General features: G+C 45.2%; 24 protein-coding genes and 2 tRNA genes (1 of these 26 only partly in view). 14 read left to right on the top strand and 12 right to left on the bottom strand.

The window, feature by feature from the left end; genetic code table 11:
- Both HMPREF2606_RS11135 and HMPREF2606_RS06520 read right to left on the bottom strand, forming a co-directional pair.
- Window positions 1-34: transfer RNA gene (locus tag HMPREF2606_RS11135), tRNA-Leu, on the bottom strand; it reaches 176 nt to the left of the window's first position.
- A 38-nt stretch (window positions 35-72) separates the two neighbouring features.
- A tRNA-Leu gene (locus HMPREF2606_RS06520) sits at window positions 73-159 on the bottom strand.
- Window positions 160-253: 94 nt separating this feature from the next.
- Here HMPREF2606_RS06520 and rnr point away from each other — a divergent pair.
- The 4 genes from rnr (at window position 254) to recR (ending at window position 5,850) form a co-directional block, all read left to right on the top strand.
- Entirely contained in the window at window positions 254-2,734 is a 2,481-nt protein-coding gene (gene rnr / locus HMPREF2606_RS06515; protein WP_141745177.1) for a ribonuclease R, read from the top strand.
- Between the two features lie 81 nt (window positions 2,735-2,815).
- Window positions 2,816-3,163 carry an ArsC family reductase gene (locus HMPREF2606_RS06510; RefSeq protein WP_070585426.1) on the top strand — a complete coding sequence of 116 codons (348 nt, stop codon included), beginning with the start codon at window positions 2,816-2,818 and terminating at the stop codon, window positions 3,161-3,163.
- A 145-nt stretch (window positions 3,164-3,308) separates the two neighbouring features.
- Window positions 3,309-5,162: a SurA N-terminal domain-containing protein gene (locus HMPREF2606_RS06505; protein WP_070843459.1), complete on the top strand. Its 1,854-nt coding sequence runs from the start codon at window positions 3,309-3,311 to the stop codon at window positions 5,160-5,162.
- A gap of 82 nt (window positions 5,163-5,244) precedes the next feature.
- Window positions 5,245-5,850 carry a recombination mediator RecR gene (gene recR, locus HMPREF2606_RS06500; protein WP_003679078.1) on the top strand — a complete coding sequence of 202 codons (606 nt, stop codon included), beginning with the start codon at window positions 5,245-5,247 and terminating at the stop codon, window positions 5,848-5,850.
- A 62-nt stretch (window positions 5,851-5,912) separates the two neighbouring features.
- On the opposite strand, the gene HMPREF2606_RS06495 is transcribed toward recR, so the two are convergent.
- Window positions 5,913-6,200 (bottom strand): hypothetical protein, encoded by a 288-nt coding sequence (locus HMPREF2606_RS06495; RefSeq protein WP_003683377.1) that lies wholly within the window; start codon window positions 6,198-6,200, stop codon window positions 5,913-5,915.
- 214 nt (window positions 6,201-6,414) lie between these two features.
- On the opposite strand from HMPREF2606_RS06495, the gene HMPREF2606_RS06490 reads away from it, so the two are divergent.
- The 4 genes from HMPREF2606_RS06490 to HMPREF2606_RS06475 all read left to right on the top strand — a co-directional run bounded on the left by HMPREF2606_RS06490 (window position 6,415) and on the right by HMPREF2606_RS06475 (window position 11,532).
- Window positions 6,415-7,665, top strand: coding sequence for a lipoprotein-releasing ABC transporter permease subunit (locus tag HMPREF2606_RS06490; RefSeq protein WP_070843458.1), 1,251 nt, complete (start codon window positions 6,415-6,417; stop codon window positions 7,663-7,665).
- Entirely contained in the window at window positions 7,658-8,341 is a 684-nt protein-coding gene (lolD, locus tag HMPREF2606_RS06485; protein WP_003679081.1) for a lipoprotein-releasing ABC transporter ATP-binding protein LolD, read from the top strand. Before HMPREF2606_RS06490 ends, lolD begins: the two co-directional genes overlap by 8 nt.
- Window positions 8,342-8,472: 131 nt before the next feature.
- Entirely contained in the window at window positions 8,473-10,236 is a 1,764-nt protein-coding gene (gene recD / locus HMPREF2606_RS06480) for an exodeoxyribonuclease V subunit alpha (RefSeq protein WP_070843457.1), read from the top strand.
- A gap of 96 nt (window positions 10,237-10,332) precedes the next feature.
- Window positions 10,333-11,532 (top strand): hypothetical protein, encoded by a 1,200-nt coding sequence (locus tag HMPREF2606_RS06475; protein WP_049348477.1) that lies wholly within the window; start codon window positions 10,333-10,335, stop codon window positions 11,530-11,532.
- A 103-nt stretch (window positions 11,533-11,635) separates the two neighbouring features.
- On the opposite strand, the gene HMPREF2606_RS06470 is transcribed toward HMPREF2606_RS06475, so the two are convergent.
- On the bottom strand, window positions 11,636-12,037 hold the full coding sequence (locus tag HMPREF2606_RS06470; RefSeq protein ID WP_003679090.1) for an RNA-binding S4 domain-containing protein: 402 nt from the start codon (window positions 12,035-12,037) through the stop codon (window positions 11,636-11,638).
- 204 nt (window positions 12,038-12,241) lie between these two features.
- Here HMPREF2606_RS06470 and HMPREF2606_RS06465 point away from each other — a divergent pair, with 204 nt between their 5' ends.
- The 6 genes from HMPREF2606_RS06465 to HMPREF2606_RS06440 all read left to right on the top strand — a co-directional run bounded on the left by HMPREF2606_RS06465 (window position 12,242) and on the right by HMPREF2606_RS06440 (window position 17,584).
- Window positions 12,242-13,201, top strand: coding sequence for an acetyl-CoA carboxylase carboxyltransferase subunit alpha (locus HMPREF2606_RS06465; protein ID WP_049333774.1), 960 nt, complete (start codon window positions 12,242-12,244; stop codon window positions 13,199-13,201).
- 88 nt (window positions 13,202-13,289) lie between these two features.
- A complete protein-coding gene (gene tilS, locus HMPREF2606_RS06460; protein ID WP_070843456.1) occupies window positions 13,290-14,645 on the top strand; it encodes a tRNA lysidine(34) synthetase TilS in 1,356 nt (451 codons plus the stop codon).
- A 187-nt stretch (window positions 14,646-14,832) separates the two neighbouring features.
- On the top strand, window positions 14,833-15,432 hold the full coding sequence (gene rpoE / locus HMPREF2606_RS06455) for an RNA polymerase sigma factor RpoE (RefSeq protein WP_036493687.1): 600 nt from the start codon (window positions 14,833-14,835) through the stop codon (window positions 15,430-15,432).
- A gap of 5 nt (window positions 15,433-15,437) precedes the next feature.
- Window positions 15,438-15,980: a sigma-E factor negative regulatory protein gene (locus HMPREF2606_RS06450; RefSeq protein WP_070712741.1), complete on the top strand. Its 543-nt coding sequence runs from the start codon at window positions 15,438-15,440 to the stop codon at window positions 15,978-15,980.
- A gap of 118 nt (window positions 15,981-16,098) precedes the next feature.
- Window positions 16,099-16,890 (top strand): TrmH family RNA methyltransferase, encoded by a 792-nt coding sequence (locus HMPREF2606_RS06445; protein WP_070712759.1) that lies wholly within the window; start codon window positions 16,099-16,101, stop codon window positions 16,888-16,890.
- A gap of 34 nt (window positions 16,891-16,924) precedes the next feature.
- Window positions 16,925-17,584, top strand: a complete 660-nt coding sequence (locus HMPREF2606_RS06440) for a YecA family protein (RefSeq protein ID WP_070712743.1) — start codon at window positions 16,925-16,927, stop codon at window positions 17,582-17,584.
- A 155-nt stretch (window positions 17,585-17,739) separates the two neighbouring features.
- On the opposite strand, the gene HMPREF2606_RS06435 is transcribed toward HMPREF2606_RS06440, so the two are convergent.
- From HMPREF2606_RS06435 to HMPREF2606_RS06405, 8 genes are all read right to left on the bottom strand, one after another.
- Complete coding sequence (locus HMPREF2606_RS06435; protein ID WP_070712745.1) at window positions 17,740-18,696, bottom strand: IS110 family RNA-guided transposase; 957 nt, start codon at window positions 18,694-18,696, stop codon at window positions 17,740-17,742.
- Window positions 18,697-18,993: 297 nt separating this feature from the next.
- Complete coding sequence (locus tag HMPREF2606_RS06430; protein WP_070843455.1) at window positions 18,994-20,154, bottom strand: zonular occludens toxin family protein; 1,161 nt, start codon at window positions 20,152-20,154, stop codon at window positions 18,994-18,996.
- A complete protein-coding gene (locus HMPREF2606_RS06425; protein WP_049337051.1) occupies window positions 20,151-20,444 on the bottom strand; it encodes a DUF2523 domain-containing protein in 294 nt (97 codons plus the stop codon). Before HMPREF2606_RS06425 ends, HMPREF2606_RS06430 begins: the two co-directional genes overlap by 4 nt.
- Window positions 20,445-20,447: 3 nt before the next feature.
- Window positions 20,448-21,944: an IgG-binding virulence factor TspB family protein gene (locus HMPREF2606_RS06420; protein WP_070843454.1), complete on the bottom strand. Its 1,497-nt coding sequence runs from the start codon at window positions 21,942-21,944 to the stop codon at window positions 20,448-20,450.
- Window positions 21,889-22,209 carry a hypothetical protein gene (locus tag HMPREF2606_RS10730; RefSeq protein ID WP_049344886.1) on the bottom strand — a complete coding sequence of 107 codons (321 nt, stop codon included), beginning with the start codon at window positions 22,207-22,209 and terminating at the stop codon, window positions 21,889-21,891. The genes HMPREF2606_RS06420 and HMPREF2606_RS10730 overlap by 56 nt, the downstream gene beginning before the upstream one ends.
- Before the next feature lie 50 nt (window positions 22,210-22,259).
- Window positions 22,260-22,496, bottom strand: a complete 237-nt coding sequence (locus tag HMPREF2606_RS06415) for a hypothetical protein (protein WP_070712767.1) — start codon at window positions 22,494-22,496, stop codon at window positions 22,260-22,262.
- 91 nt (window positions 22,497-22,587) lie between these two features.
- Window positions 22,588-22,866 (bottom strand): hypothetical protein, encoded by a 279-nt coding sequence (locus HMPREF2606_RS06410; protein WP_036472918.1) that lies wholly within the window; start codon window positions 22,864-22,866, stop codon window positions 22,588-22,590.
- Between the two features lie 67 nt (window positions 22,867-22,933).
- Window positions 22,934-23,152, bottom strand: a complete 219-nt coding sequence (locus HMPREF2606_RS06405; protein ID WP_070843453.1) for a major capsid protein — start codon at window positions 23,150-23,152, stop codon at window positions 22,934-22,936.
- Window positions 23,153-23,185: the final 33 nt, after the last annotated feature.

The raw sequence follows: 23,185 nt of genomic DNA, 5'->3' as shown, positions 1-23,185 counted from the left end.
AAGCTAGCGCGTCTACCAATTCCGCCACCTGGGCAATTTAAATTTTCTTAAGCAAAGAAGCACCAAATTATTTGGTGCCCAGGAGAAGACTCGAACTTCCACGCCCGTGAGGACACTAGCACCTGAAGCTAGCGCGTCTACCAATTCCGCCACCTGGGCTTTGCTTTATTCTTCAATTTAAGGTACAGTTGACTACCTGAACTGCGAAGAAGCAGCTATTATATATTTTAAAAAAAGAATGTCAACTATCAAAATGAACAAAAATACTAAATCTTTAAATTTACGAGAAAAAGACCCATATTTGGAGCGGGAGAAACAACGTTACGCTCATCCGTTGCCCAGCCGTGAATGGGTTATTGAATTATTGGAACAAAAAGGTGTGCCGACAAAGATCGAAGCTTTGGCACATGAATTGTCGATTACAGAAGATGAATATGAATTCTTCGAACGCCGTCTGAAAGCGATGGCGCGCGATGGTCAGGTGTTGATCAACCGACGTGGCGCGGTATGTGCGGCAGAAAAATTGGCATTGGTTAAATGCCGTGTCGAAGCGCATAAAGACGGTTTTGGTTTTGCCGTGCCGCTAACGCCGACAGGCGAGGGCGATTTCGTTTTGTATGAGCGTCAAATGCGCGGTGTAATGCACGGGGATATTGTTACCGTTCGTCCTGCCGGTATCGACCGCAGAGGCCGTCGTGAAGGTACGGTTTTGGATGTAGTGGAGCGTGCGCAGTCTAAAGTGGTCGGCCGTTTTTATATGGATCGCGGCGTGGCCATTTTGGAGGCCGAAGACAAGCGTTTGAGCCAAAGTATCGTACTGGAACCTGAAAGCGTGGCGCACTTTAAACCGCAATCCGGCCAGGTGATTGTGGCTGAAATTGAGACGTATCCTGAAGCGCATCGTCCTGCTGTGGCTAAGCTGATTGAAGTGTTGGGCGATTATGCCGACAGCGGTATGGAAATCGAAATTGCTGTACGCAAGCACCATTTGCCTCATCAATTCAGCGAAGCATGTGTCAAAGCCGCGAAGAAAATTCCCGATCATGTGCGTAAAACCGACTTGAAAGGACGCGTGGACTTACGCGATTTGCCTCTGGTAACCATTGATGGAGAAACTGCGCGGGACTTTGACGATGCGGTTTTTGCTGAAAAAGTCGGCCGCAATTACCGTTTGGTGGTGGCAATTGCCGATGTCAGCCATTATGTCCGTCCTGATGACGGAATTGATGTAGATGCTCAGGAACGCAGTACCAGCGTGTATTTCCCACGCCGTGTGATTCCGATGCTGCCGGAGAAGTTGTCCAACGGCATCTGCTCGCTCAATCCTGATGTCGAACGCCTGTGTATGGTGTGCGATATGGTGATTACTTATGCCGGCAATATCAAGGAATACCGCTTCTATCCGGCAGTAATGCGTTCGCATGCGCGACTGACTTACAATCAGGTCTGGGATTGGATTTCAGACGGCCAGGATCATCCGTTTAAGCAGCAAATCGATACTCTGTATCAGTTATTTAAAATCTTGCAGAAAAAACGTTTCGAGCGTGGCGCGGTTGAGTTTGAGAGCGTTGAGACTCAGATGATTTTTGACGACAACGGTAAAATCGACAAGATCGTTCCAGTCGTCCGCAACGATGCGCACAAATTGATTGAAGAATGTATGTTGGCGGCGAATGTTTGCGCGGCAGAATTTTTGCTGAAAAACAAACATACGGCTTTATTCCGCAATCACTTGGGTCCGACTCCCGAAAAACTGGCCACTTTACGCGAGCAGCTTGGTTTACTGGGGCTGAGTTTGGGGGGCGGCGATAATCCGACGCCGAAAGACTATGCTGCGCTTGCCGAGCAATTTAAAAACCGTCCGGACGCGGAGTTGTTGCAAGTGATGATGTTGCGTTCTATGCAGCAGGCGGTTTATGAGCCGCATTGCGACGGTCACTTTGGTCTGGCTTATAGCGCATATGCACACTTTACTTCGCCTATCCGTCGTTATCCCGATTTGACAGTACATCGTGCCATTAAGGCGGTGTTGAACGGACAAACTTACCAACCCAATAAAACCTGGGAGGCTTTGGGCGTGCATACCTCTTTCTGTGAGCGCCGAGCCGATGATGCCAGCCGCGATGTGGAAAACTGGCTGAAAACTTATTATATGCGCGACAAAGTCGGTGAAGTCTTCAGTGGCAAGATTTCGGGCATGACCAGTTTCGGTATTTTTGTAACCTTGGACGATATTCATATCGACGGCTTGGTACATATCAGTGATTTGGGAGAGGATTATTTCAACTTCCGTCCTGAAATTATGGCGATTGAGGGCGAACGCAGCGGTGTCCGTTTCAATATGGGCGATACGGTCACTGTAAAAGTCGCGCGTGCCGATTTAGATACCAGCAAGATTGATTTGACCTTAATCAGCGGCGGTTCAGTCGGTAAGAAACGCGGAGGTAGAAAAGCAAAACCTGTGAGTAAGCCGATAGCTGCTGACAAGTCTGTCGAAAAGCGTAAGCGTAAACTGTCGGCTAAAGAAATTGATGAAGCGTTGGCTGCTCCCATGAAGGCAAAGAAGAGCAAGGTGAAAAGTAAACCTGCCTCCAAGCCCGCTAAGCCAAGCAAACCTAAAGCTGCAGGCAAGAAAAAAGTGCAGGCGAAAACAGCTTCCGTCAAAGCCGGGCATAAAAATAACGCGCAAGGCAAAAGCGTGAAGATTAAAGTGAAGAAAGTTGCTAAGAAATAAGTGGCATTCAATTCAGGCCGTTTGAAAAGTTTCAGACGGCCTGAATTTGTGATTTTATGAATAAAACTAAGGATAAATAAGATGATAAAACTATACGGTATTCCCAATTGCGATACGGTTAAAAAAGCGCGCAGTTGGTTGGCGGAAAACGGCATCGAGTTTGAGTTTGTAGATTTTAAGAAAAACGCCCCGACTGCCGAATTGATTGATGGCTGGCTGGAGCAGGCGGCTTTGGAAATTTTGCTCAATAAAAGAGGTACGACTTGGCGCAAGTTGGATAAAGATGCGCAAGAATCTGCCGCCACAAAAGAAGGGGCGATTGCTTTAATGGTGGAAAATCCCAGCATCATCAAGCGGCCTGTATTGGTCAAAGAAGGACAGGTTCATGTCGGATTTTCAGTAGAAGCGTATCAGGAAATTTTCGGATAAGGCATTTTTAGGTTTTTAGGCCGTCTGAAAAAGCAAGCCTTGAAAAAATACGTTACAATACGCGCTTTGAGCCTGTTTTCAGGATTTTAAGATTTTTGCGGCAGCATTTTCCGGCTGCCACGCCAAACTTTTCTTTCGGATAAATATGTTCCATATTGTTGAAAAATATAAAACACCCGCCCAGATTGTTTTAGGTATCATCGGTTTGACCTTTATCGGATTCGGTGCCAATAATTTGTCTTCGCCGGGTTCTGATTACATTGTCAAAGTCGGGGATGAGAAGGTCAGCGAGCATGCTTTACAGATTGCGATACAAAATGAGCAGGCTGCCGGCAATAATGCGCCTTCGCGTGATGCGATATTCCAATCTTTATTGCAAAGAGCTTACCTGAAGCAGGGTGCCAAGCTGATGGGCATTGCTGTGTCTCAGGAACAAATTAAGCAAGTTATCGTGGATGATCCGAATTTCCATGATGCTGCCGGTAAATTCAGTCAGGATTTGCTCAAGAAGTATTTGGATCAGCGCAAAATGACCGAAGATCAGTTTGTTGAAGATATCCGCGAACAGTTCCAATTGCAAAATCTGTTGAATTTGGTGCAAAACGGCGCTTTGGTCAGCGATGTGCAAGCGCGTCAGTTGATTAACCTGACTCAAGCAACACGTACCATCCGTTCATTTACTTTCAGCCCTGAAGCATTTGCGGCACAAGTAAAAGTAGATGATGCGGCTTTGCAAAAGTATTATGAAGCGCATAAGAAAGATTACTTGATTCCTCAAGCCGTTAAGCTGGAATATGTGGCTTTAAACATCAAAGATTTGGCTGACAAGCAAACCGTCAGTGCGGAAGAAGTACAAAAAGCTTATGACAGCAAAAGCGTAGATTTGTCGCCAAGAGCGGAAATTGCGCATATTTTCATTCCGATTATGCCTAACGGAGATGAAGCAAGCAATGCGGAAATTAAAGCCGAAGTAGACAAAATGGCTGCAGAACTCAAAGCGCACCCAGATGCTTTTGCCGAGCTAGCGGCCAAGTACTCCAAAGACTTGTCCAGCAGCAATAAAGGCGGCAATTTGGGCTATCTGAGCAAAAGCGGTGGCAGCGGCTTTGGACCTGAATTCGATAAAGCGGCATTTGCATTGGGTAAAGGCGAAGTCAGCGATACCGTTAAATCGTCTTTGGGTTATCACGTTATTAAAGTTTTGAATGTCGAAGCTGAGCCGACTTTGGAACAAGCCAAGGCGCGTATCGAAGCAGCCTTGAAACTGAAAAAAGCAGCTTCTGCCTTTAATGCTGCGAAAGAAAAACTGGGTGAAGATACCTTTAATGATCCATCTTCTTTGGCAAAAGCAGCCGCCAATTCAGGTTTGAAAGTGGAAAGCCTGGATGAATGGGTGACCAAAGCGGGCGCGAAGGAAGCCGGCTTGCCTGAAGCATTGATTAATGCCGCGTTTAGCGACGATGTGCTGAAGAAAAAACACAATTCTGAAGTGATCGCCATCAACAACGAAACCGTTTGGGTTATTCGTGCGAAAGAAGTGCGCGAAGAGAAAATTGCACCATTTGCAGAAGTCAAAGATACTGTCCGTGCAGCATATCTGCGCTCTGAAGCCGCCAAACTGGCAGAGAAGAAAGCCCAAGAAACTTTGGCTGCGTTGAAAGCTGGTAAAGCTGCCGATGTTCAATGGTCGCCTGTTTCACAATTGAGTGCGCAAGATGCACGCAAAACCATGTCTCCTGAAGCTTATGCGGCTTTGCTGAAAGCGCGCCCTGTCGGCGGTAAACCTGCGTACGCATTGTTGGAAGGTATGCCTGCACCGGTGATTATGGAAGTTCAGAGCGTTTCTGCTCCTGAAAACGCCGATTTACAGATTCCGGCTGCCAAACAGGCTTTGGTTCAGCAGCTTTCTGCCAATGTGTTCGATAATTTACTCCAGTATTTGGGTAAGAAAATCGATCGTAAGCAAGGTGCACAGCAAGTTAATAATGCTGCCGAATAAGCAGAGTATTTGAGTAGGGCAGCCGGATGAATTCCGGCTGTTTTCTTATTTTTAGCTATCTTTTAAAAGGCCGTCTGAAATCATGAGTAAAAATCCTGATGCCTTTGTCCGCTTGATTAATGCATTAAAAATCCTGCCTAATGTCGGCCCGAAATCCGCTCAACGCATGGCTTACCAGCTTTTACAGTACAAACGCGAAGAAGCGCAGGAGTTGGTGGATGCTTTGCAGTTTGCTTTGAGACAGGTGCAGCATTGTCGGATGTGTAATACATTTTGCGAAGGCGATTTGTGTGAAATTTGTGCGGACGAAAAACGTGAGAAAAGCCGTCTGATGATTGTGCATATGCCGGCAGATGTCTCCAGTATGGAAGCGGCCAATTGCCATGATGGCCTGTATTTTGTTTTGATGGGGCAAGTCAGTCCGGCTCAGGGCATGGATATTTCGGCAGTGGCATTAGATAAGCTGGTTGCCCGTTTGCAGGCGAGTGATATTGAGGAAATTATCATTGCAACCAACTTCACGGCCGAAGGCGACGCGACAGCGTATGTATTGGCAGAATTGTTTAAAAATCTTCCTTATAAAGTCAGCCGATTGGCGAGGGGAATCCCTTTGGGCGGCGAGATGGAATATGTGGATGCCGGTACTTTGGCACAGGCTGTTTACGACAGAAGAAATATCCAATCTTAAATGGCAATATAAAAAGGCCGTCTGAAAGTCTTTCAGACGGCCTTTTCATTGATTAAATCAGATTATTTGCAGCTGACGCCTTGAATTTGAGGCGTATCGCCGTTGCCGACTTTAAATGCGCATTTGGTTGCGCTGCTGCCGGATACGGTAACAACACCGTTTCCGCTGTTGAGGCTGACAGGTTCTTTTACGCCCATGCCGACAGCAGTGGCTGCCAGTTTTTGAACATCGGCGTCGGAGTAAGCGGTATTGTTTGAACTGATTTTGATTTCTTTGGCGGCATATGCATTGAAGCTGAATGACAAACCTACAGCTACGGATACGAGGGCCAAGAATTTTTTGCTGTTCATTAGTGTATTTCCTTTTTGATGGTGACAAAACGAGTCACAGCTTCAGAATAAGGGCGATTGGCCGATTGTGCAAGTTTTTCGGCGGAATTTACGGGAAGATACATGGTTTTACATACACTTTATCCCTGAATGCCACATCAGTCGGGCAATCGGACGACCTGTCGGTTTTACGGTACAATAAGCCTTTTTTGACAAACGAATGAGGCATTCTTGAATGGCTTCTTTAGAAACTTGGATAGGCCTGCGCTATTTACGTGCGAAAAAACGCAACGGCTTTATGTCATTTATTACCATGATTTCAATCGCCGGTATCGCCTTGGGCGTAACGGCGCTGATTGTGGTGTTATCGGTAATGAACGGATTTCAGAAAGAGATACGCGGTCAATTGTTGAACGTCGCACCTCATGCGGAAATCGGCTATTACGATGTCGGCAGTGCGCCGGGTTGGCAGAATTTGCGCGAATTTGTAAAAGACAAAAAGGAAGTATTGGCCAGCGCACCTTATGTTTCCGATCAAGCTTTGCTTGCCAATGCAGGAGAAGTGCGCGGTGTACAGATACGCGGTATCTTGCCGTCTGAAGAAAAAAATGTCGTTGATTACGGCAAAGATATGCCGGCCGGCAGTTTTGATGATTTGAAGCCGGGCGAATTTGATATTATTTTGGGTCAAGGGCTGGCTGAGGCATTGGGTACGGAGCTTGGCGGCAAAGTTACTGTGATTACGCCGGAGGGTAATGTCACTCCTGCCGGCGTAGTGCCGCGCTTGAAGCAGTTTAATGTTGTCGGTGTGGTAAAAACCGGTGTTTATGAAGTCGATAACACATTGGCCATGACGCATATCAAGGATGCGCAAGTCTTGTATCGACTGGGAGAAAATGTCGGTGGGCTGCGTTTACGATTGGCTGATCCGCAGAATGCGCCGTCTTTTATTGCCAAGTTGATTCCAGATGCTAAGAAAGATGAAGTATGGGTGCGTGACTGGACGTTTAACAACCGCAGCTATTTTGAAGCCGTTGAGTTGGAAAAACGCATGATGTTCATCATTTTGACGCTGATTATCGCGGTTGCTGCGTTTAACCTCGTCTCTTCTTTAGTAATGGCGGTAACGGAAAAACAAGCCGATATTGCGATTTTGCGCACGTTGGGTTTGTCCCCGGGCGGCGTCATGAAGATTTTCTTGGTGCAGGGTGCTTTCGCGGGGTTCTTCGGTACGCTTGTGGGCGTAGTATGCGGTGTATTGCTGGGTTGGAATGTCGGCAAGATTGTCGCGTTTTTTGAAGACCTGTTTGGCGTGCATTTGATTAACTCACAGGTTTATTTCATCGATTACCTGCCTAGTGATGTGAACTTGAAGGACGTCGCCGTTATTGCCTGCATTTCGCTTGGCTTGGCATTTATCGCCACACTGTATCCGAGCTGGCGTGCAGCAAAAACCCAACCTGCGGAGGCTTTGCGTTATGAGTAAGACAATTTTGAAATGTATCGGCGTTGGCAAAAGCTATAATGACGGCGCATTGAATGTACAAGTGTTGAATCATTTAGATTTTGAAGTTGCCGAAGCGGAAAGCGTGAGTATTATTGGTTCATCAGGCAGCGGTAAATCCACATTGCTGCACCTTCTTGGTGGCTTGGATATGCCGTCTGAAGGCAAGGTAATACTGATGGATCAGGATTTGGGCGGTTTGAGCCAAAAACAGTTGGGCGAATTGCGCAACCGTTATTTGGGCTTTGTGTATCAATTCCACCATCTATTGCCTGAGTTTTCTGCTTTGGAAAATGTCATGATGCCGCTTTTAATCGGCAAAATGCCCAAGGCGATGGCTGAGGAGAAGGCTGTCAAAATGCTGAAAAAGGTCGGCTTGGATAAGCGTATGCTGCACCGTCCAAGCGAACTTTCCGGCGGCGAGCGTCAGCGTGCGGCTATTGCCCGTGCTTTGGTTAATGAGCCGAAATGCCTGTTGGCGGATGAGCCGACGGGTAACCTTGACCGTAAAAATGCGCAAAATGTGCTGGACATGATGCTGGATTTGAAACGCGAATTGAACACCAGCCTGATTGTGGTGACCCATGATGACGAGCTGGCTGAGCGTTTCGACCGGGTAATGACCATGAAAGACGGCAGCCTGCAAGTGCTGCAATAAGGTTATTATTTCAGGCAAATATTTTATGCTTTGAACGGTATAATAGAGGCCGTCTGAAAAATAGGTTTTCATTTATGGAGATGCTGTTTTTCAGACGGCCTTTCTTTTTCCGTATCCATCAATCCTGAGCCATGAACCCGACCGACTCTATCCTTTCCTCTGCAGCAGATGCGGCCATAGCGTTTTTCCGCCGCCACGAAGTACAGGGCGCATCCGTTATTGAACCTTATGTGGTTCGACTGTTTGCAGCCTTGCAAAACGGGCATTCGTTTATTTATTTGGATAAATCGGATGTCGATGCCTTAAGCAACTTGCCGAATTTGGTCGGCAATGCGGATAAACCGCTTATCCTGCAAGGCCGGAAATTGTTTTTAGGGCGGATGTGGCAGTTGGAGCATGATTTGGCTGTTGAAATCAAACGGCTGGCAAGTGCTGAGGCGGAAGAAGTGAATTTCATGGCGGCTTCAAAAAGCCTGAGTGATTGGTTTGATCCTAAAGACAGCAAAGAGCAACGGGATGCGGCGGCTTTGGCCTTGCTGCAAAACTTTATGCTGATTACCGGCGGGCCGGGTACGGGTAAGACCACGACCGTCGCAAAGCTTTTGGGCCTGATTTGCAATAACAGTACGAAGCTGCCCCGTATTGCGTTGGCCGCGCCGACGGGTAAAGCGGCTGCACATATGGCACGGGCTTTGCAGCGTGCTTTAGATGGCTTTGATTTATCTCCGAACATTAAAGCGCATTTGGAAAACCTGGAAGGGCAGACTGTCCATCGATTGTTGAAATTGCGGCCGCCGCAAATGCGTCCTGCGTTCAATCATGAACATCCGCTTGCTTTGGATGTTTTGGTGGTGGATGAGGCTTCGATGTTGGATTTGCCTCTGGTGTTGGATTTATTGCGTGCCGTGCCGACCGGCTGTCGTCTGGTGTTGCTGGGCGATGAAAACCAGTTGCCGTCGGTTGGCTTGGGAGCCGTATTGGCGGCGTTGTCGCGTCCGACGGCTTTGGATAAAGAAACTGCTGAAAAGCTGGAAGTTTATCTGCCCGATCATGGCTTTGAGATTAAAGAGCGGCCTCAGGCTTTATCGCAAAACAATGCCAAATTGACGTTCAGCCATCGTTTTGGCGCAGGCAGCGGTATTGGTTGTTTGGCAAGGGCGGTGGTGTCCGGGGAAAAGCAAACTGCGGTCGAACAGTTTGACAAGTTCCCCAAAGAGTTGGAAATGAAATCAGGCCGTCTGAAAGAGCAGGTCGCCTTGCTGTATCAAAAGCAACAGGATTATTGGCAGGCCGTGGCAGAGAATAATGTCGCACTCGCCTACGGTCATGCGGCCGATGTGGTGGTATTGGCGGCTTGGCGGCAGGATGCGGATGATTTGAATCAGGCTTATCAAGAATATTTGCAACGGCAGGGCAAGGTTTCGGGCGAAATGCCTTGGTTTGCCGGACAGATCATCATGATTACCCACAATGATTACATGCTGGAAGTGTTTAACGGCGACATCGGGCTGATTATGAAAGATGAAGAATCGTTGAATGGCTTGTCTGCCTATTTTCCTGAGAAAGATGGATTCAAAAAAATTGCCATCAGCCGTTTGCCCGATTTTGAATCGGCTTTTGCCATGACGGTGCACAAGAGCCAAGGTTCGGAATATCGGGAAGTATGGCTGTTGCCGCCGTCAGTGCCTGCAACGACGGAGGGCGAAGAGGAAGCCCGAGGATTGGATAAGGCTTTGCTTTACACGGCCATTACCCGCGCGCGTGAACGTTTCGTGTTCTGGGGAAATGCAGAGGAATTGGTTAAGGCTGTGGGATGCCACCAAAAACGCAGGACGGCATTGGCCGATGCCTTGGAACGGCAGTTTGAACAACCTGATATGCAGGCTTCTGTTTGACCTGAATCAAGAGGCCGTCTGAAAGCGGATAAAGCGTTTAAATCTGCTTGACTGATTACACTAATTTACATACGATAAAAATAATTAGTAAACAAAATGAATAATTTTTACAAAATCCACGATTTTGTACGCTTTATCGAATACTTCACTTTCAATACCTTCTTTTGGAGAGTCGGCATGAAATTTCAAACCAAACTGATTGCAACCTGTATTTTATTGGCTTCATCATCTTATTCATTGGCAGAGAATGCTGATGGCGGGCGTGATGCGGCGGCTTTGGCCACCACCAACGATTATGTCAATTCCGGCAGCATCATTCGCAAAGATGACGATAAAATCAGCATTTTCAATGATTTGTTGACTGTGAACGGCGGTTTGCGCGTACGTGCGGATACCAAAGACATCAATGCCAACAACAGCAGCGTTAACCCGACGCCTGAAGACACCAATGTCAACTTCAACGCGGAGTTTTGGTTACGCGCAAAACTGTACAAAGATTGGAAATTGGTAGCGCAAATCGAGCCGAATATCGATTTGGAAACCGGTAAATTTAACGGCGATCATGATGTGCCGGTCAATAAACTGTATGCCGAAGGCACTGTGTACAACAACATCAAAGCGCGTGTCGGTAAATTTGGCGCGTTCTCTTCATACGGCCGCGTATGGGATACCGAAGTCACCGGCGGCGAAATCTTCTTTGACAATAAAACCCTGCCGACCAAAATCTATGCGGGCCGCCGTACAGGCAATCTGAACGACAACGCATGGGGCATCGGCGGCCGCCGCAGACATTTTGCCGCGATTCAAAGCGTGTTGCCTGTGAATGAGAATATCAACGTCGGCGCAACCGTCAGCTACATGAAAGACATCGATGTACGCGGCGCGAAGAAAAATGCGGTCTTCGGGGAAATCGGTACGGACATCAAATTTAATGACGATTGGCGTTGGATGGCCGCGGTCAGCAAGTCCAATATCAAAGCTTATAATGATGCCGGACAAAAAATCAAAAATGACGGCGTGTTCACTGAAGTGCGCTATAAATCGGCCGACTGGAACGTTCGCAATTCTTACGACGTATTCTTGAACTACCGCCGTGTCGGTTCGTTGTCCGGTGTCTCTTCTGTTGAGGATTACAGCAAAAACGTCCAAGGCGTGCAAATTGGTGCGACCTATATTCCTTGGAAAAACTGGAAACTTAAAGGCTTCTATTTGGCCGGCAAACAGGTTACGCCTACCGTTGGTACGGATAAGCAGGACGTGAACGTTATTCGCGGTCAGTTAGAATATAAATTTTAATCATCACAAATAAAAAACAGGCAGGATGTCCTGCCTGTTTTTGGTTTTCAGACGGCATGAATATAGGGCCGTCTGAAACAATGGATGAAATGGATGAAACGCTTTACCAGCTATCGCGCTTCATGCGGTCAAGCTGGCGGCGGTCGCGTTTGGTCGGGCGTCCGTCCGGATAAGCGGCGCTGATGCGGCTGGCTTGGTCGAGTTGTTTTTGAGCTTCGCGTTCGGCAGCCGTTTTCATGTCTTCTTCGTACAATAAACGCGCTTCCGGTGCCGGGCGGCGTTGATGATTGAGCGCGGCGACTTTGAATTTGTAGGGTAGGGAGTTCAAAGTCATGTCGATGGTGTCGCCGGCGGAAATATTTTTGCTGTTTTTTACCTTCGAACCGTTTACCAAAACCCTGCCCAGCTCAATGTGTTTTTGTGCCAGCGCGCGGGTCTTGAAAAAGCGCGCGGCCCACAGCCATTTGTCCAAGCGCATGGACGAATTGTCATGATCGTTTTTCATAGCCTGTTTGAAATGATTGAACTGAATTGAAGTTTATCATAAGATACGGCACGCCATACATTTAGTGCAGATATACTATTTCTTTGTTAAAGGCCGTCTGAAAGATTTTTTATTGCAAAAGATGGCAGTTTCCCTTTGAGAAATGCTGTCAAATACGTCTGATTAGCGTATCATGTCAGCAACCGTTACCGAGAGCTTTGTTTTATGAAACCCGTTTTTTTGGACTTCGAACAACCCATCGCCGAATTAACCAATAAAATCGACGAGTTGCGATTCGTACAAGACGAATCGGCTGTCGATATTTCCGACGAGATTGCCAGACTGCAAAAGAAAAGCAGCGAGTTGACCAAGTCGATTTTCAGCAAGCTGACTCCGGCTCAAATTTCACAAGTGTCCCGCCATCCGCAACGTCCTTATACTTTGGACTATATCAACGGTATTTTTACCGATTTTGAAGAATTGCACGGCGACCGCCATTATTCTGACGATCATGCCATTGTCGGCGGTTTGGCGCGTTTCAACGGCCAAAGCGTGATGGTTATCGGCCATCAAAAAGGTCGCGATACCAAAGAAAAAATCCGCCGTAATTTCGGTATGCCGCGTCCTGAGGGTTACCGTAAAGCACTGCGCTTGATGCAGACTGCCGAAAAATTCAATATTCCGGTCATGACCTTTGTAGATACCCCGGGCGCGTATCCGGGCATTGGCGCGGAAGAACGCGGCCAGTCTGAAGCCATCGGCCGTAATTTGTACGAACTGACCCGCCTGCATGTGCCGGTATTGTGCACCATCATTGGCGAAGGCGGCTCGGGTGGCGCTTTGGCAGTGGCTGTCGGCGACTACGTCAATATGCTGCAATACTCGACTTATTCGGTGATTTCTCCCGAAGGTTGCGCCTCTATTCTTTGGAAAACTGCTGAAAAAGCAGCAGATGCCGCGCAAGCATTGGGTATTACCGCCAAACGCCTGCAAGAATTGGATGTCATCGATAAAGTGATTGATGAGCCTTTGGGCGGCGCACACCGTGATTTTGAAACCACGATGAAAAACGTTAAAACCGTTTTGGAACAGCAATTAAGCGAAGCGCAAAGTATGACCATGCCTGACTTGCTTTCTCGCCGTTTTGACCGCATCATGGCTTACGGTAAATTTACCGATAAATAAGTTTGACTGCTGAAAAAGCAAGCAGATGTCGCTGCTTGCTTTTTTTGTGTTCTATTTTTGAGTAATTCACAATTTCAGGTCGTCTGAAATGTCGCAAGTATCCCCTGATTCCCTATTTAAAAGTTTTCAAGCAGCTTTTCCTGATTTGCCGAGCCACACTGTTTTTGAAGTTGGCTTGAGTGGTGGATTGGATTCTGTCGTCCTGCTGCATCTTTTGCATCGGATGCGCGAATTTCGCCATTTTGATTTGCGTGCCGTTCATGTTCATCACGGTTTAAGCACCAATGCCGACAGTTGGGCAAAATTTTGTCAGGATTATTGTCAGCGTCTGGATGTTGCCTTGCGGGTGTGCCGTGTTAATGTGGAAAAACAAGGAAAAGGCTTGGAAGCGGCGGCCAGGGCTGCCCGATATCAGGCATTTTCAGACGGCCTGAAAAAAATTATTGTTTTGGCCCATCACCGCAATGATCAAATCGAAACATTTATGCTGTCGGCTGTGCGCGGGGGGGGATTGCGCGGTATGGCGGCCATGCCGGTATGGCGTGATTTAAATGAAGAGACTCAAATTTGGCGGCCGCTTTTGGCATTTTCCCGTCAGGAATTGGCTGAGTATGCGCAACAGTGGAGGCTGTCTTTTGTCGAAGACGAAAGTAATGAAGACTCCGGCTATTTACGCAATTGGGTGAGAAATCAGGCTTTGCCGCAATGGCAGCAGCGTATTCCGAATTTTGAGCAGCAAATTTGTGCCAATGTTCGATTATTGCAGGAAGATTTGCATCTTTTAGATGAATTGATTGAGTCTGAATACCAGCGCATCAGTCCAAGCGGAATATTCAGCATCAGTCTGTGGCGGAAATGTACGCCGCTTTTGCGTCGTCGGCTGCTTTGGTATTTTTTGCGAAAGCAAACGGAATCATTGCCTTCTTATCACAGTATTGTCGATTTTGCCCGAGTATTGGAAACCGCAGATCAGGCGCAGTTGAATTTGTCAGACGGAGAACTGGTCGCATATCGGGATAAGCTGTTTGTTTGTCAGGAAAGTGAGTTTCAAAAACTGCCTTGGTGTAATGGTAGCGAAGTTCGAGGCCGTCTGAAAGATATTTTGTTGGAAAACGGTTTCGTTTTATTACCCTTTAAGGGAGGTTTGTCAGAAGAGGAGTTGGAGCAGCCGGCGGTACTCCGAAATGTGGCCAAAGGTGATGTGATTCAGTCGGGACAGAGGGAAAAATCAGTCGAAAAACTATTGCAAGAGTGTCATATTGTGCCACTCGTCCGTAAATATTGGCCGATTATCCTAAGTATGGGCAACAAGTGCCTTGCTGTTGTTAATCTTCGGGTGGGAAGCGATGTTCGAATGGAACAAGGTTATTTACCTGTTTATGAAAAGTTAGCCAAATATATAGCAAAAGATAAAGTGGCTGACTCTAAGTTTAGTAACTATTAGTAATTAAACTACTTTTATTAAGTCCATGTATATCAAGAAATATGGTCAATCTTAGAGTATCTATACGAATAAACTTTGGCAATTGAGTGTAATCTCGTGGAACTATTTCAAAGCGTTGCTGTCTTTACTGTGCACAGCACGCTTTACTATTTTTGGTTTAAAGCAGTAAAACGATTAAAGGTTGAATATGAACGATCGCCAAATAGATCAAGTTTTGGTGGAGCGCGCACAGAAAGGTGACCATAAGGCATTCGAGATGCTGATGTCCAAGTATCAGCGTCGGCTAAACAGACTGATTTCCCGTTTTATTCAGGATGAGCACGAAGTACACGATGTAACCCAAGAGGCAATGATTAGGGCTTATCGTGCATTGGCAAATTTTCGTGGAGAAAGTGCATTTTATACATGGCTGTACCGTATCGGTATCAATACGGCAAAGAATTTTCTGACCACTTCGGGTCGCCAGTTTTTTGTCAGCTCGGAAGCAGCCAATGAGGAGGGAGATGTTCTTGATTTAACCGATCAGATTGCGGATTACCATACGCCGGAAGCTGAAATGATGAATCGGGAAATCTTGCAGACCGTCGAAGCAAGCATCGCGCAACTGCCAGACGATATGCGTCAAGCCATTACGCTTAGGGAAATGGATGGCTTGTCTTATGAAGAAATAGCTCGGGTAGTGGATTGTCCGATAGGTACTGTACGTTCGCGTATTTTCAGAGCGCGTGAACTGATTGCAAAAGATTTGCGGCCGCTGTTGGATACTTCTGAAGATCAAAGGTGGTAATAAAAATGAACGACAAAACAAATAAAGCATTGGAGTATGTGTCTGCATTGATGGACGGTGAAGCATTGACTGATGAGATGCTGGATGCCGTATTGGCAGATGAGGAAGCCTTGCGCGCTTGGCATGAGTACCACATTATCGGCGACTGTATCCGTCAGGGTGCGGCGGCGAGTGTTACCGGTGAAACCATGCAAAGCAAAGCATTTACAGTGCCTCAAGCTGAAGGTAAACAGGAAAAATATGCTCAGCGTGAAGCGGCCAATAGCGGCTTCTTCAAATTCTTCGCAGCCGCTGCCAGCGTGTGTGCGATTGCTGTTGCAGTATGGCAATTTACACCGCAATCTTCTCGTGACGCTATGCCGGTTGCGGAGAAGTCTAATACTCAGCCTGCCCAAAATATCATTCCAGTGAGCGGTACGCCTAGTGATAAAGCGGCTTCCGAGCCTGGCGAGACTGTTGTGCCGAATGCGGCAAAAGACGGAAAAATTGAAAATCATCCGACTGTCCGCACCGAGCAAAAAAATGAGCAGCAGACTGTTGTGCAGTAAAAAATGAAATCATGTAAAACCCTTGCTTCATTGCAAGGTTTTTTTATTTTTGAAGTGAAACCGTCAGGCCGTCTGAAAGCATAGCTTCAATGAAGTCAAAACAGTTATAATGCGCTCCATGAAACTGATTACCTCTGCTCAAAACGAACAGCTCAAACATTTATTCCGTCTGCTGACGCAGGCCAAAGCAAGGCGTGAAAGCGGCGAAACCGTATTGGAAGGCGTACATCTGCTGCAAACTTATTTGCAAAGCGGCGGTACGCCCAAACAGGTTTATCTGCCTGAAAAGAAACAGCAGCATCCTGAAATTCAAGAAATTACAGCGCAGTTGGACGAGGGGTTGATTACTTGGGTCGGTAACGAAGCGCTGTCTAAAATCACCAGTTTGACCGATGCCGATGATGTGATGACTTGGATTGATATTCCGCAGCGGGCAGGTTTGCCTTCAGACGGCGATTGCGTGGTATTGGAGCGGGTACAAGACCCCGGCAATGCAGGGACGATTTTGCGCAGCGCAGCGGCGGCCGGAGTCAGGCAAATTGTGTGCGGCAATGATTCCGTGGATATCTGGTCGCCTAAAGTGTTGCGAGCGGGGATGGGCGCGCATTTTCTGCTGTCTATTTTCAGCCGAGTGGAATTATCCGCTTGGATGGAAACGTATCAGCATCAAATTTGGGCAACTGCCTTGGGCGGTCGCAATATCGGTTTGTATGAGATGGACCTCAGTCAACCTTGTGCTTGGGTGTTTGGCAATGAAGGCAGCGGCGTGAGCGAAACGGTAAAAGAGAAGGCCGATGCCTGTGTCAAAATCCCCATGTTGGGACAAACGGAATCATTGAATGTCGCGATGGCGGCGACGGTTTGTCTGTTTGAACAAATGCGGCAGCGTATCCATGCCCAGGCCGTCTGAAAACAATAATACGATTTTATTTTAAGGAACAAAAATGCAAATACTGACTTTTGATGAAGCGGCACGCAGCCGATTGATGGAATTGCTGGATGCCAAATCTGAAGCCCACAACACCATGCGTTGTGATGAGGTTCAAGGTTTTATGATGGCATTGTTGAGTGGCCCAGATGCTTTGAATCCGACCAACTGGTTGCCTGAGATTTTAGGTGAAGAGTCTTTGTTTGATGCCAAAGAGCGCACTGAAATCGAACGTTTGGTGATGGCAATGGCTGCCGATATGCGCATGAAGCTTAACGAGAAAACCCTGCCTGATTTGTGGTTTTATGAAGATGAAGCCGGTAATCCAGATTTTTACACTTGGTGTAACGCCTATCTTTATGCACTGGATATTGTGCCTACCGATTGGTTTGAAGCAGTCGATCAGGAAGAGTTTGAAGATTTGTTCTATCCGATTATGGCTTTGGGCGGCATCTATGACGATGAGGAAAACGGCGAAGTCATCTCGCATCTGAATGAAAAAGAGCTGACCCAGCTGGAGTCTGATTTGCCACATGTCCTGCTGGATATTTACTGGTATTGGCAGGCCATCATCAATAAACCGCAAACCGTACGCCGCGAAGGCGAAAAAGTGGGGCGCAACGATCCTTGCCCATGTGGCAGCGGTAAAAAGTACAAAGCCTGCTGCGGCAAATAAACAGTGAAATGAAAAGATGATATATTGGCCTGTCAATTATTAAAATAAGTTAATTTATTATGTTTCTGTTTTTAATAGGTATTTAGTTATTGCATTTCCAACAGAAACGACAAAGAACGGCTGTTTTTACAGCCGTTTTGTTTTGTATAAATTCGTTAAACAGTCTGATGTCGCGCTTTATCAAACGGCTTTTTAGTCTTGTGTATATAAAAGGCGATTTTTGCCAATTTCCGCATTAGTGCAACGATGATTATCATCTTAGGCTTTTTTGCCGATTCCAAATTTCTGACAAGTTGAGGAAATGCACCCATACGATAGGCAACAAGGGCAGGCATAAACAAGGCGCGTTTTAATTGCCGGTGTCCGTATCGGCTCAATCTGCCTTTTTTATTGACACTTGTCCCTGATTGTTCAATTTTTGGACTTAGGCCGGCAAAGGCTACAAATTTATTTGCTGTTTCAAAATTTTTATCTGTCAAGTGTCTTAGTAGGATTACTGCAGTTTCTTTTCCTATTGCCGGGATGGTTTGCAGGTTTTGATATTCGATATTTAGGCTTTCTTTCTGCTTTATCATGCCTTCTATCCGCTTTGATGTCTGATCTATTTTTTCTTCAAGCAGTTCTATGATTGCTTCATGGGTTGATTTTATGTAGATGTCTTTTGCGGTATGCAACCTGTTTAGTGTTTCTTTTTGCTGTTCTTTTAGTTGTTGTAGCAGATTAACCAGCTTATAGAGTATGGGATTTTCAGACGGCCTAAACGGTGTCAGTTTGTCTAAGTGTCGGTTTGCAAATTCGGCGATAAGTTTTGAATCTGCTTTGTCTGTTTTGGTATGGCTAAACTGACTTTTTGCGTATTCTTTAATTTTTAAGGGATTAATGACAAAGATCGTATATAGCGCGCTCAAATATTCTGCCGCCTGTTCGTAGTAAATGCCTGTTGCTTCCATACTTATGGCAATTTTTCTGATTCTTTTTGTTTTTATCCAATTAATCAGATTCTCAAATCCTTCTGTACTATTGGATATTTTTATATAGTCTTTGCTTCCTTTAGTTGTAATCAATGTTGCGTCTATGGTGTCTTTTGATACGTCTAAACCTATTACATTCATTTCATTTTCCTTATTTATTCAGCCTTCAATGGCTATGATGATATTCAATCTTTAAGGTAATTAGACGGTTCGGCATATCTTTTCTTCAGTTTTTAACTTTGGCCGTTATACTGTCTAAACCGCCCAGGCTTTTGTTTTGCGCTTAAACAAAAACCTGTAAACCGCCTTAATTAAAACGATTTACAGGTTTCAATTTAATTTACCCAATTTCAAAAAGGCAGGAGTTCCCGCACCCCGTTGATATTTATTTAACCGTTGATTCCGCTTAGGCTACATCAACAATTAAATAAATATCTCTTAACTGCCGACCTTTGCACCGTTTTGGAATCCTGTTTTTTCGCCTGCTTCAACATAGCCGTCATACATCAGGTTTTGAGGGCTTTTACCGCCCATTGTAAGCACTTGTCCATTTTCAGGTGCGTAGGCTGTCTGAGGTGTTGTTTGTGGCTGTTGTACGGTTTGATGCTCGTCCTTGTACGGGTTAAACGGCAAGCCATTTTTGACGTAGTCTTTGCACATGACTTTTGTGATTTCTTTCAGCGGTGTGCCCTGGCTTGAGTAACAGGTACATCCGCTTTTGCCGCCATCGACACAGCCAACAGGGTATTCAAATGTTTTGACTTGGCGGACGCCGTTGTAGATGGGTTTGCTTTCGGGTTTTTCGACGAGTGTAGGTACAAAATCTTCAGGTTTGAGATTTTGCCCTATATCGGCAGTCGCAGGACTAGTTTTTGGTTCTACGCCATCTACATCGGATGCGGCTATTGTTGACGTTGTTTGCTGTTCATCCGCGCTAAATCGTTTGCTCATGTTGTTTATCGTGTAAAGGGTAAAGCCTATCAACAGCGGTATAAACAAGACGACGAATATCAGGCTTTTGGGTATGCGGCGTTTAGGCTTAGTGTGTACTTCGGCGGATTTATACATGCCGAAGGACTTTTTAGGGACGACAAACGTCCGCTCAATGGCTTTGGCAATATTTACGCTGCTATCGGGCTGGTCAACGCATTCGTTCCATTCGTAAAGCTTACGTCCCACTGGCTTGATTGAAACGTGCATATGCCTTTGAACGAGCTTTCTTACGAAACTATCAAGATAAGTTGGATGTTGAGTAATCAGGACAATATCTAAACCATGATGTCGATGTAATGCCAAAGCTTCTATAAATGGAGGTACTTTTGAAGCTGCTGAACGTGTGCCCATCAGCCTTTGCACTTCGTCTATGATGACGAGCGAGCCATAAGGGAGAAAATCTTGAAATGGCTTTTCTTTAATTTGTTCATCTGTAAGTTCTTCATGTTCTACCTTCAATTCAGGAATGCCGTTGACGAACAATGGACGTTTTTTCTTTACGCCGTCTTTGTCGGTAAAGTGGGTGTAGCTTTCGTCTGTCATCAGCATATTAACAACAGATGCAGTTTTTCCGCTACCCGGTACGCCAGTTTGTAAAATAATCATTTAGCTTTTCCCCCTGGAATAAATGACAGTTTGCTAATACTTTGCATGGCAACGTTAAATGCAAATGCACCGAATATCAGACCTAATGCATGGCCGAAACCTGCCATCATGACAATTTGAAGTATGTCTGATGGCATTGAGTTGAACTGATTTTTTACGTAGTCTTTTATAAAACCTAATCCAACTGTAAAACCCGTATAAGTTACAAAACTAATACCAAGGGCAATAAATACTTTTGCAACAATATAGGTTAATAACCTTTGTAATATGGCGAAAAACGCAGCTTTCATGCTTTAGTCCTTTCTACTTGAAAACATGATATATGCTGCTGCTACCGCAGCGATACCAATCACAAGGAATCGGATCATTTCGGCAAAATTACAAATCATGTCATATTTAAATTCCATCGTTATGCCCAAATAGGTTGCAGTTCTTGGAGCAGGGCAAACACCATTATCGGGTAGGAAGAAATCAGGGCTAAATGTTGTATCGTTATTTGTATGAGGAATTTTGAAAGGTTCTTCTTGTTCCTCTACATCGCCTTTTTCTGAACAAGCTAATATGTCAGGGAAAATATTACATAGTAACCCTTTTGATTCTTCTTTCTTGTCATCTTTTTTATCTTCTTTTCTTTTATCTTTATCTTTATCTTTATCAGATGGATCATCATCTGGACGTTTATCAGGATTACCATCTGGATCGGGTTTATCATCAGGTTTTTTATCAGGCTTGCCATCAGGATTAGGCGCAGGATCTGGATCAGGCTTTTTATTGGGTGCTTCAGATCCGCCCGGTGTCAAATCAGGACGCTGTGTTGTTGCAACATTTGCCGTTGTATTGCCATTTGAATCTTGGCCGAAAGTAATGGTAATTTGCACCGGCTTGCCATTTTCGGGAGTGACAGGGCCAATGGTTACAACAGTACCGGCAGGGACTTTTATGTTTTCTTTATATTCTGGTCTGCCTGTGCCTTCTACAAATGGCGTAGGATTTGAATCAATTGAAGGGGTAGCAATATTTAAAAATTCATCCTCTTCTAAAATTTTTGTTAAAGCTCTATTTTGAAAATAATAACCATACCTAGATTGTTTACTGGTTTCACAAGCTACGCCATCGAGCCAAAAACAATATTTAAAATAAATATCTGGCTCATTAGGTTTTATGACATTATCAAAATACTTTTTAAATTCTGATTCAACTTGCATTAATAATAATTGTTGAGCTTGTTTTTCACTAACGCCACCTTTACTTAATGCACGCATAACAGATGTATCAACGCCTACACAGGAATCTTTATCAATCGTACATAAAGCATCTTTATAAACTTTTAAATACTCGTTGCTTACATCATTGTATTCATATCCAGCAGATTCAAGAGACGGATTAACGGCCTGATAGGCATCATAAGCATATGAAGCAGCACCAACATAAGGAGCAGCTTTTAAAGCAAGTTTTGCGCCTGCTTTTACCAGGCCAAATGCGCCTGAAAGGACGGCTTTTCGGGATACTCTAGCTTCTAACGTTACGGGGACAGTTGAGGCAGAGCGGAGACCGGTGGAGGCTTCACGGACGTGAAGTGATTTATCAAATCTTGAAACATATTCATGATGAAACTTAGGTCCATTATTATCAAGATACATCCAAGGGCGTATCCCATTCTGATTAAATCCGCCAGCCGGTACACGCATACGACCATTTTTTTCAACGTGTATGTCGACATCAGCGAACGAAAAATTAAACCCTAAAAGTATAACGACCGTAATAAAAAGCCGTTGTAATATCTTCATCATAATGTTCAGACCACTCAAACCCATCTTTTTTGAAATTCACTTTCAGAATTGAACAATCTTCAAAAAATACAATTACTTCATCTAAGTAACTTCTGTTCAAATAATATTGCATTGCGTTTTTTGCAATCTCAATAAAATTATGGAACGGATACAAATTTTTCAAATTGAATAATTCAGTCATAAACACATGACACAATTTTTCATTTGAATAATTAGGATTCGTATCTTTTTTAAATCTCAATTCTTCTTCTGAAATATAAAACATAATCTAACTTTCGTAATGGTTGCTGAAAGTTAGATTATATCGCTTCTTCATTAAAACGAACCATAACCACTAGCTATCATGTCTTCAACCGTACTATCTTCTGGCATAAGACCGGCATCAATCAGAAAAATTAAATAATCCTGATGTTGGTCATAACCATCTGACCAAACCCTATCCATATAATCTTCGTGCGTTTCATGATCAGAGTCAGGCTCCATAAAATCACCGAAGCCATAATCTGCTCCACCATAACTAGCCCCTTGTTCATACTCAAAATCATCGTCCATATCACTACCTATCACTACCTATTTAAAAATCATCCAGCCCACCACGACCGGAACAAACACACCAAGATAAAAATAAAAATCCATCATGGTTCTATCTCAATTTCTGCCATATCAACCTGATACCCCAAACCGCTGCCATGATGGCAACAACTGACCAGCCTATATAGGATCCGTCCTTCATGCTGTCTATCGGGTTACATTCTGGCAATTCAGCTTTTAAAATCTGCTCCCCATATTTCCAGCCAAACTTAGTAAAATTAAGCTGATATAACTTTCCGTCATCGCCAATTTTGGGAGGCACTAAACTGAAATAGACGTTTTCGGCATCCTGACGGGTTGCGTAACAATTATTTCCGACTTGGTAGCCCATTATTTAAATTCTCATGTCAATTAGTATTCAGACGACCTTTAAGGGGTCGTCTGAAATATGCCTCAAATTAGCGCAATACGCGGCGGATCAGCTGGATAGCGAAGATTGAAGCGATAATACCCAGTACGATGGCCGCAACGGATAATGCGTCAGTCTTTGCAGTAGCCAAGTCGGTTTTAACGCTTTCAGGTACTTCGGCCAATGCTTGAGTAGCAAAAGCCAGAGGAGCAGCGGCAACAACGGCCAGTTTTGCGCCGTATTTACGGCAAGTGTTCATCAATTTCATGATGTTTTCCTTAACGAAATGTTTAAAAAAATG

It is taken from the genome of Neisseria sp. HMSC070H10, assembly GCF_001837635.1.
Lineage (GTDB): Bacteria > Pseudomonadota > Gammaproteobacteria > Burkholderiales > Neisseriaceae > Neisseria > Neisseria subflava_A.
This window is presented reverse-complemented; position numbering and strand designations above follow the sequence as displayed.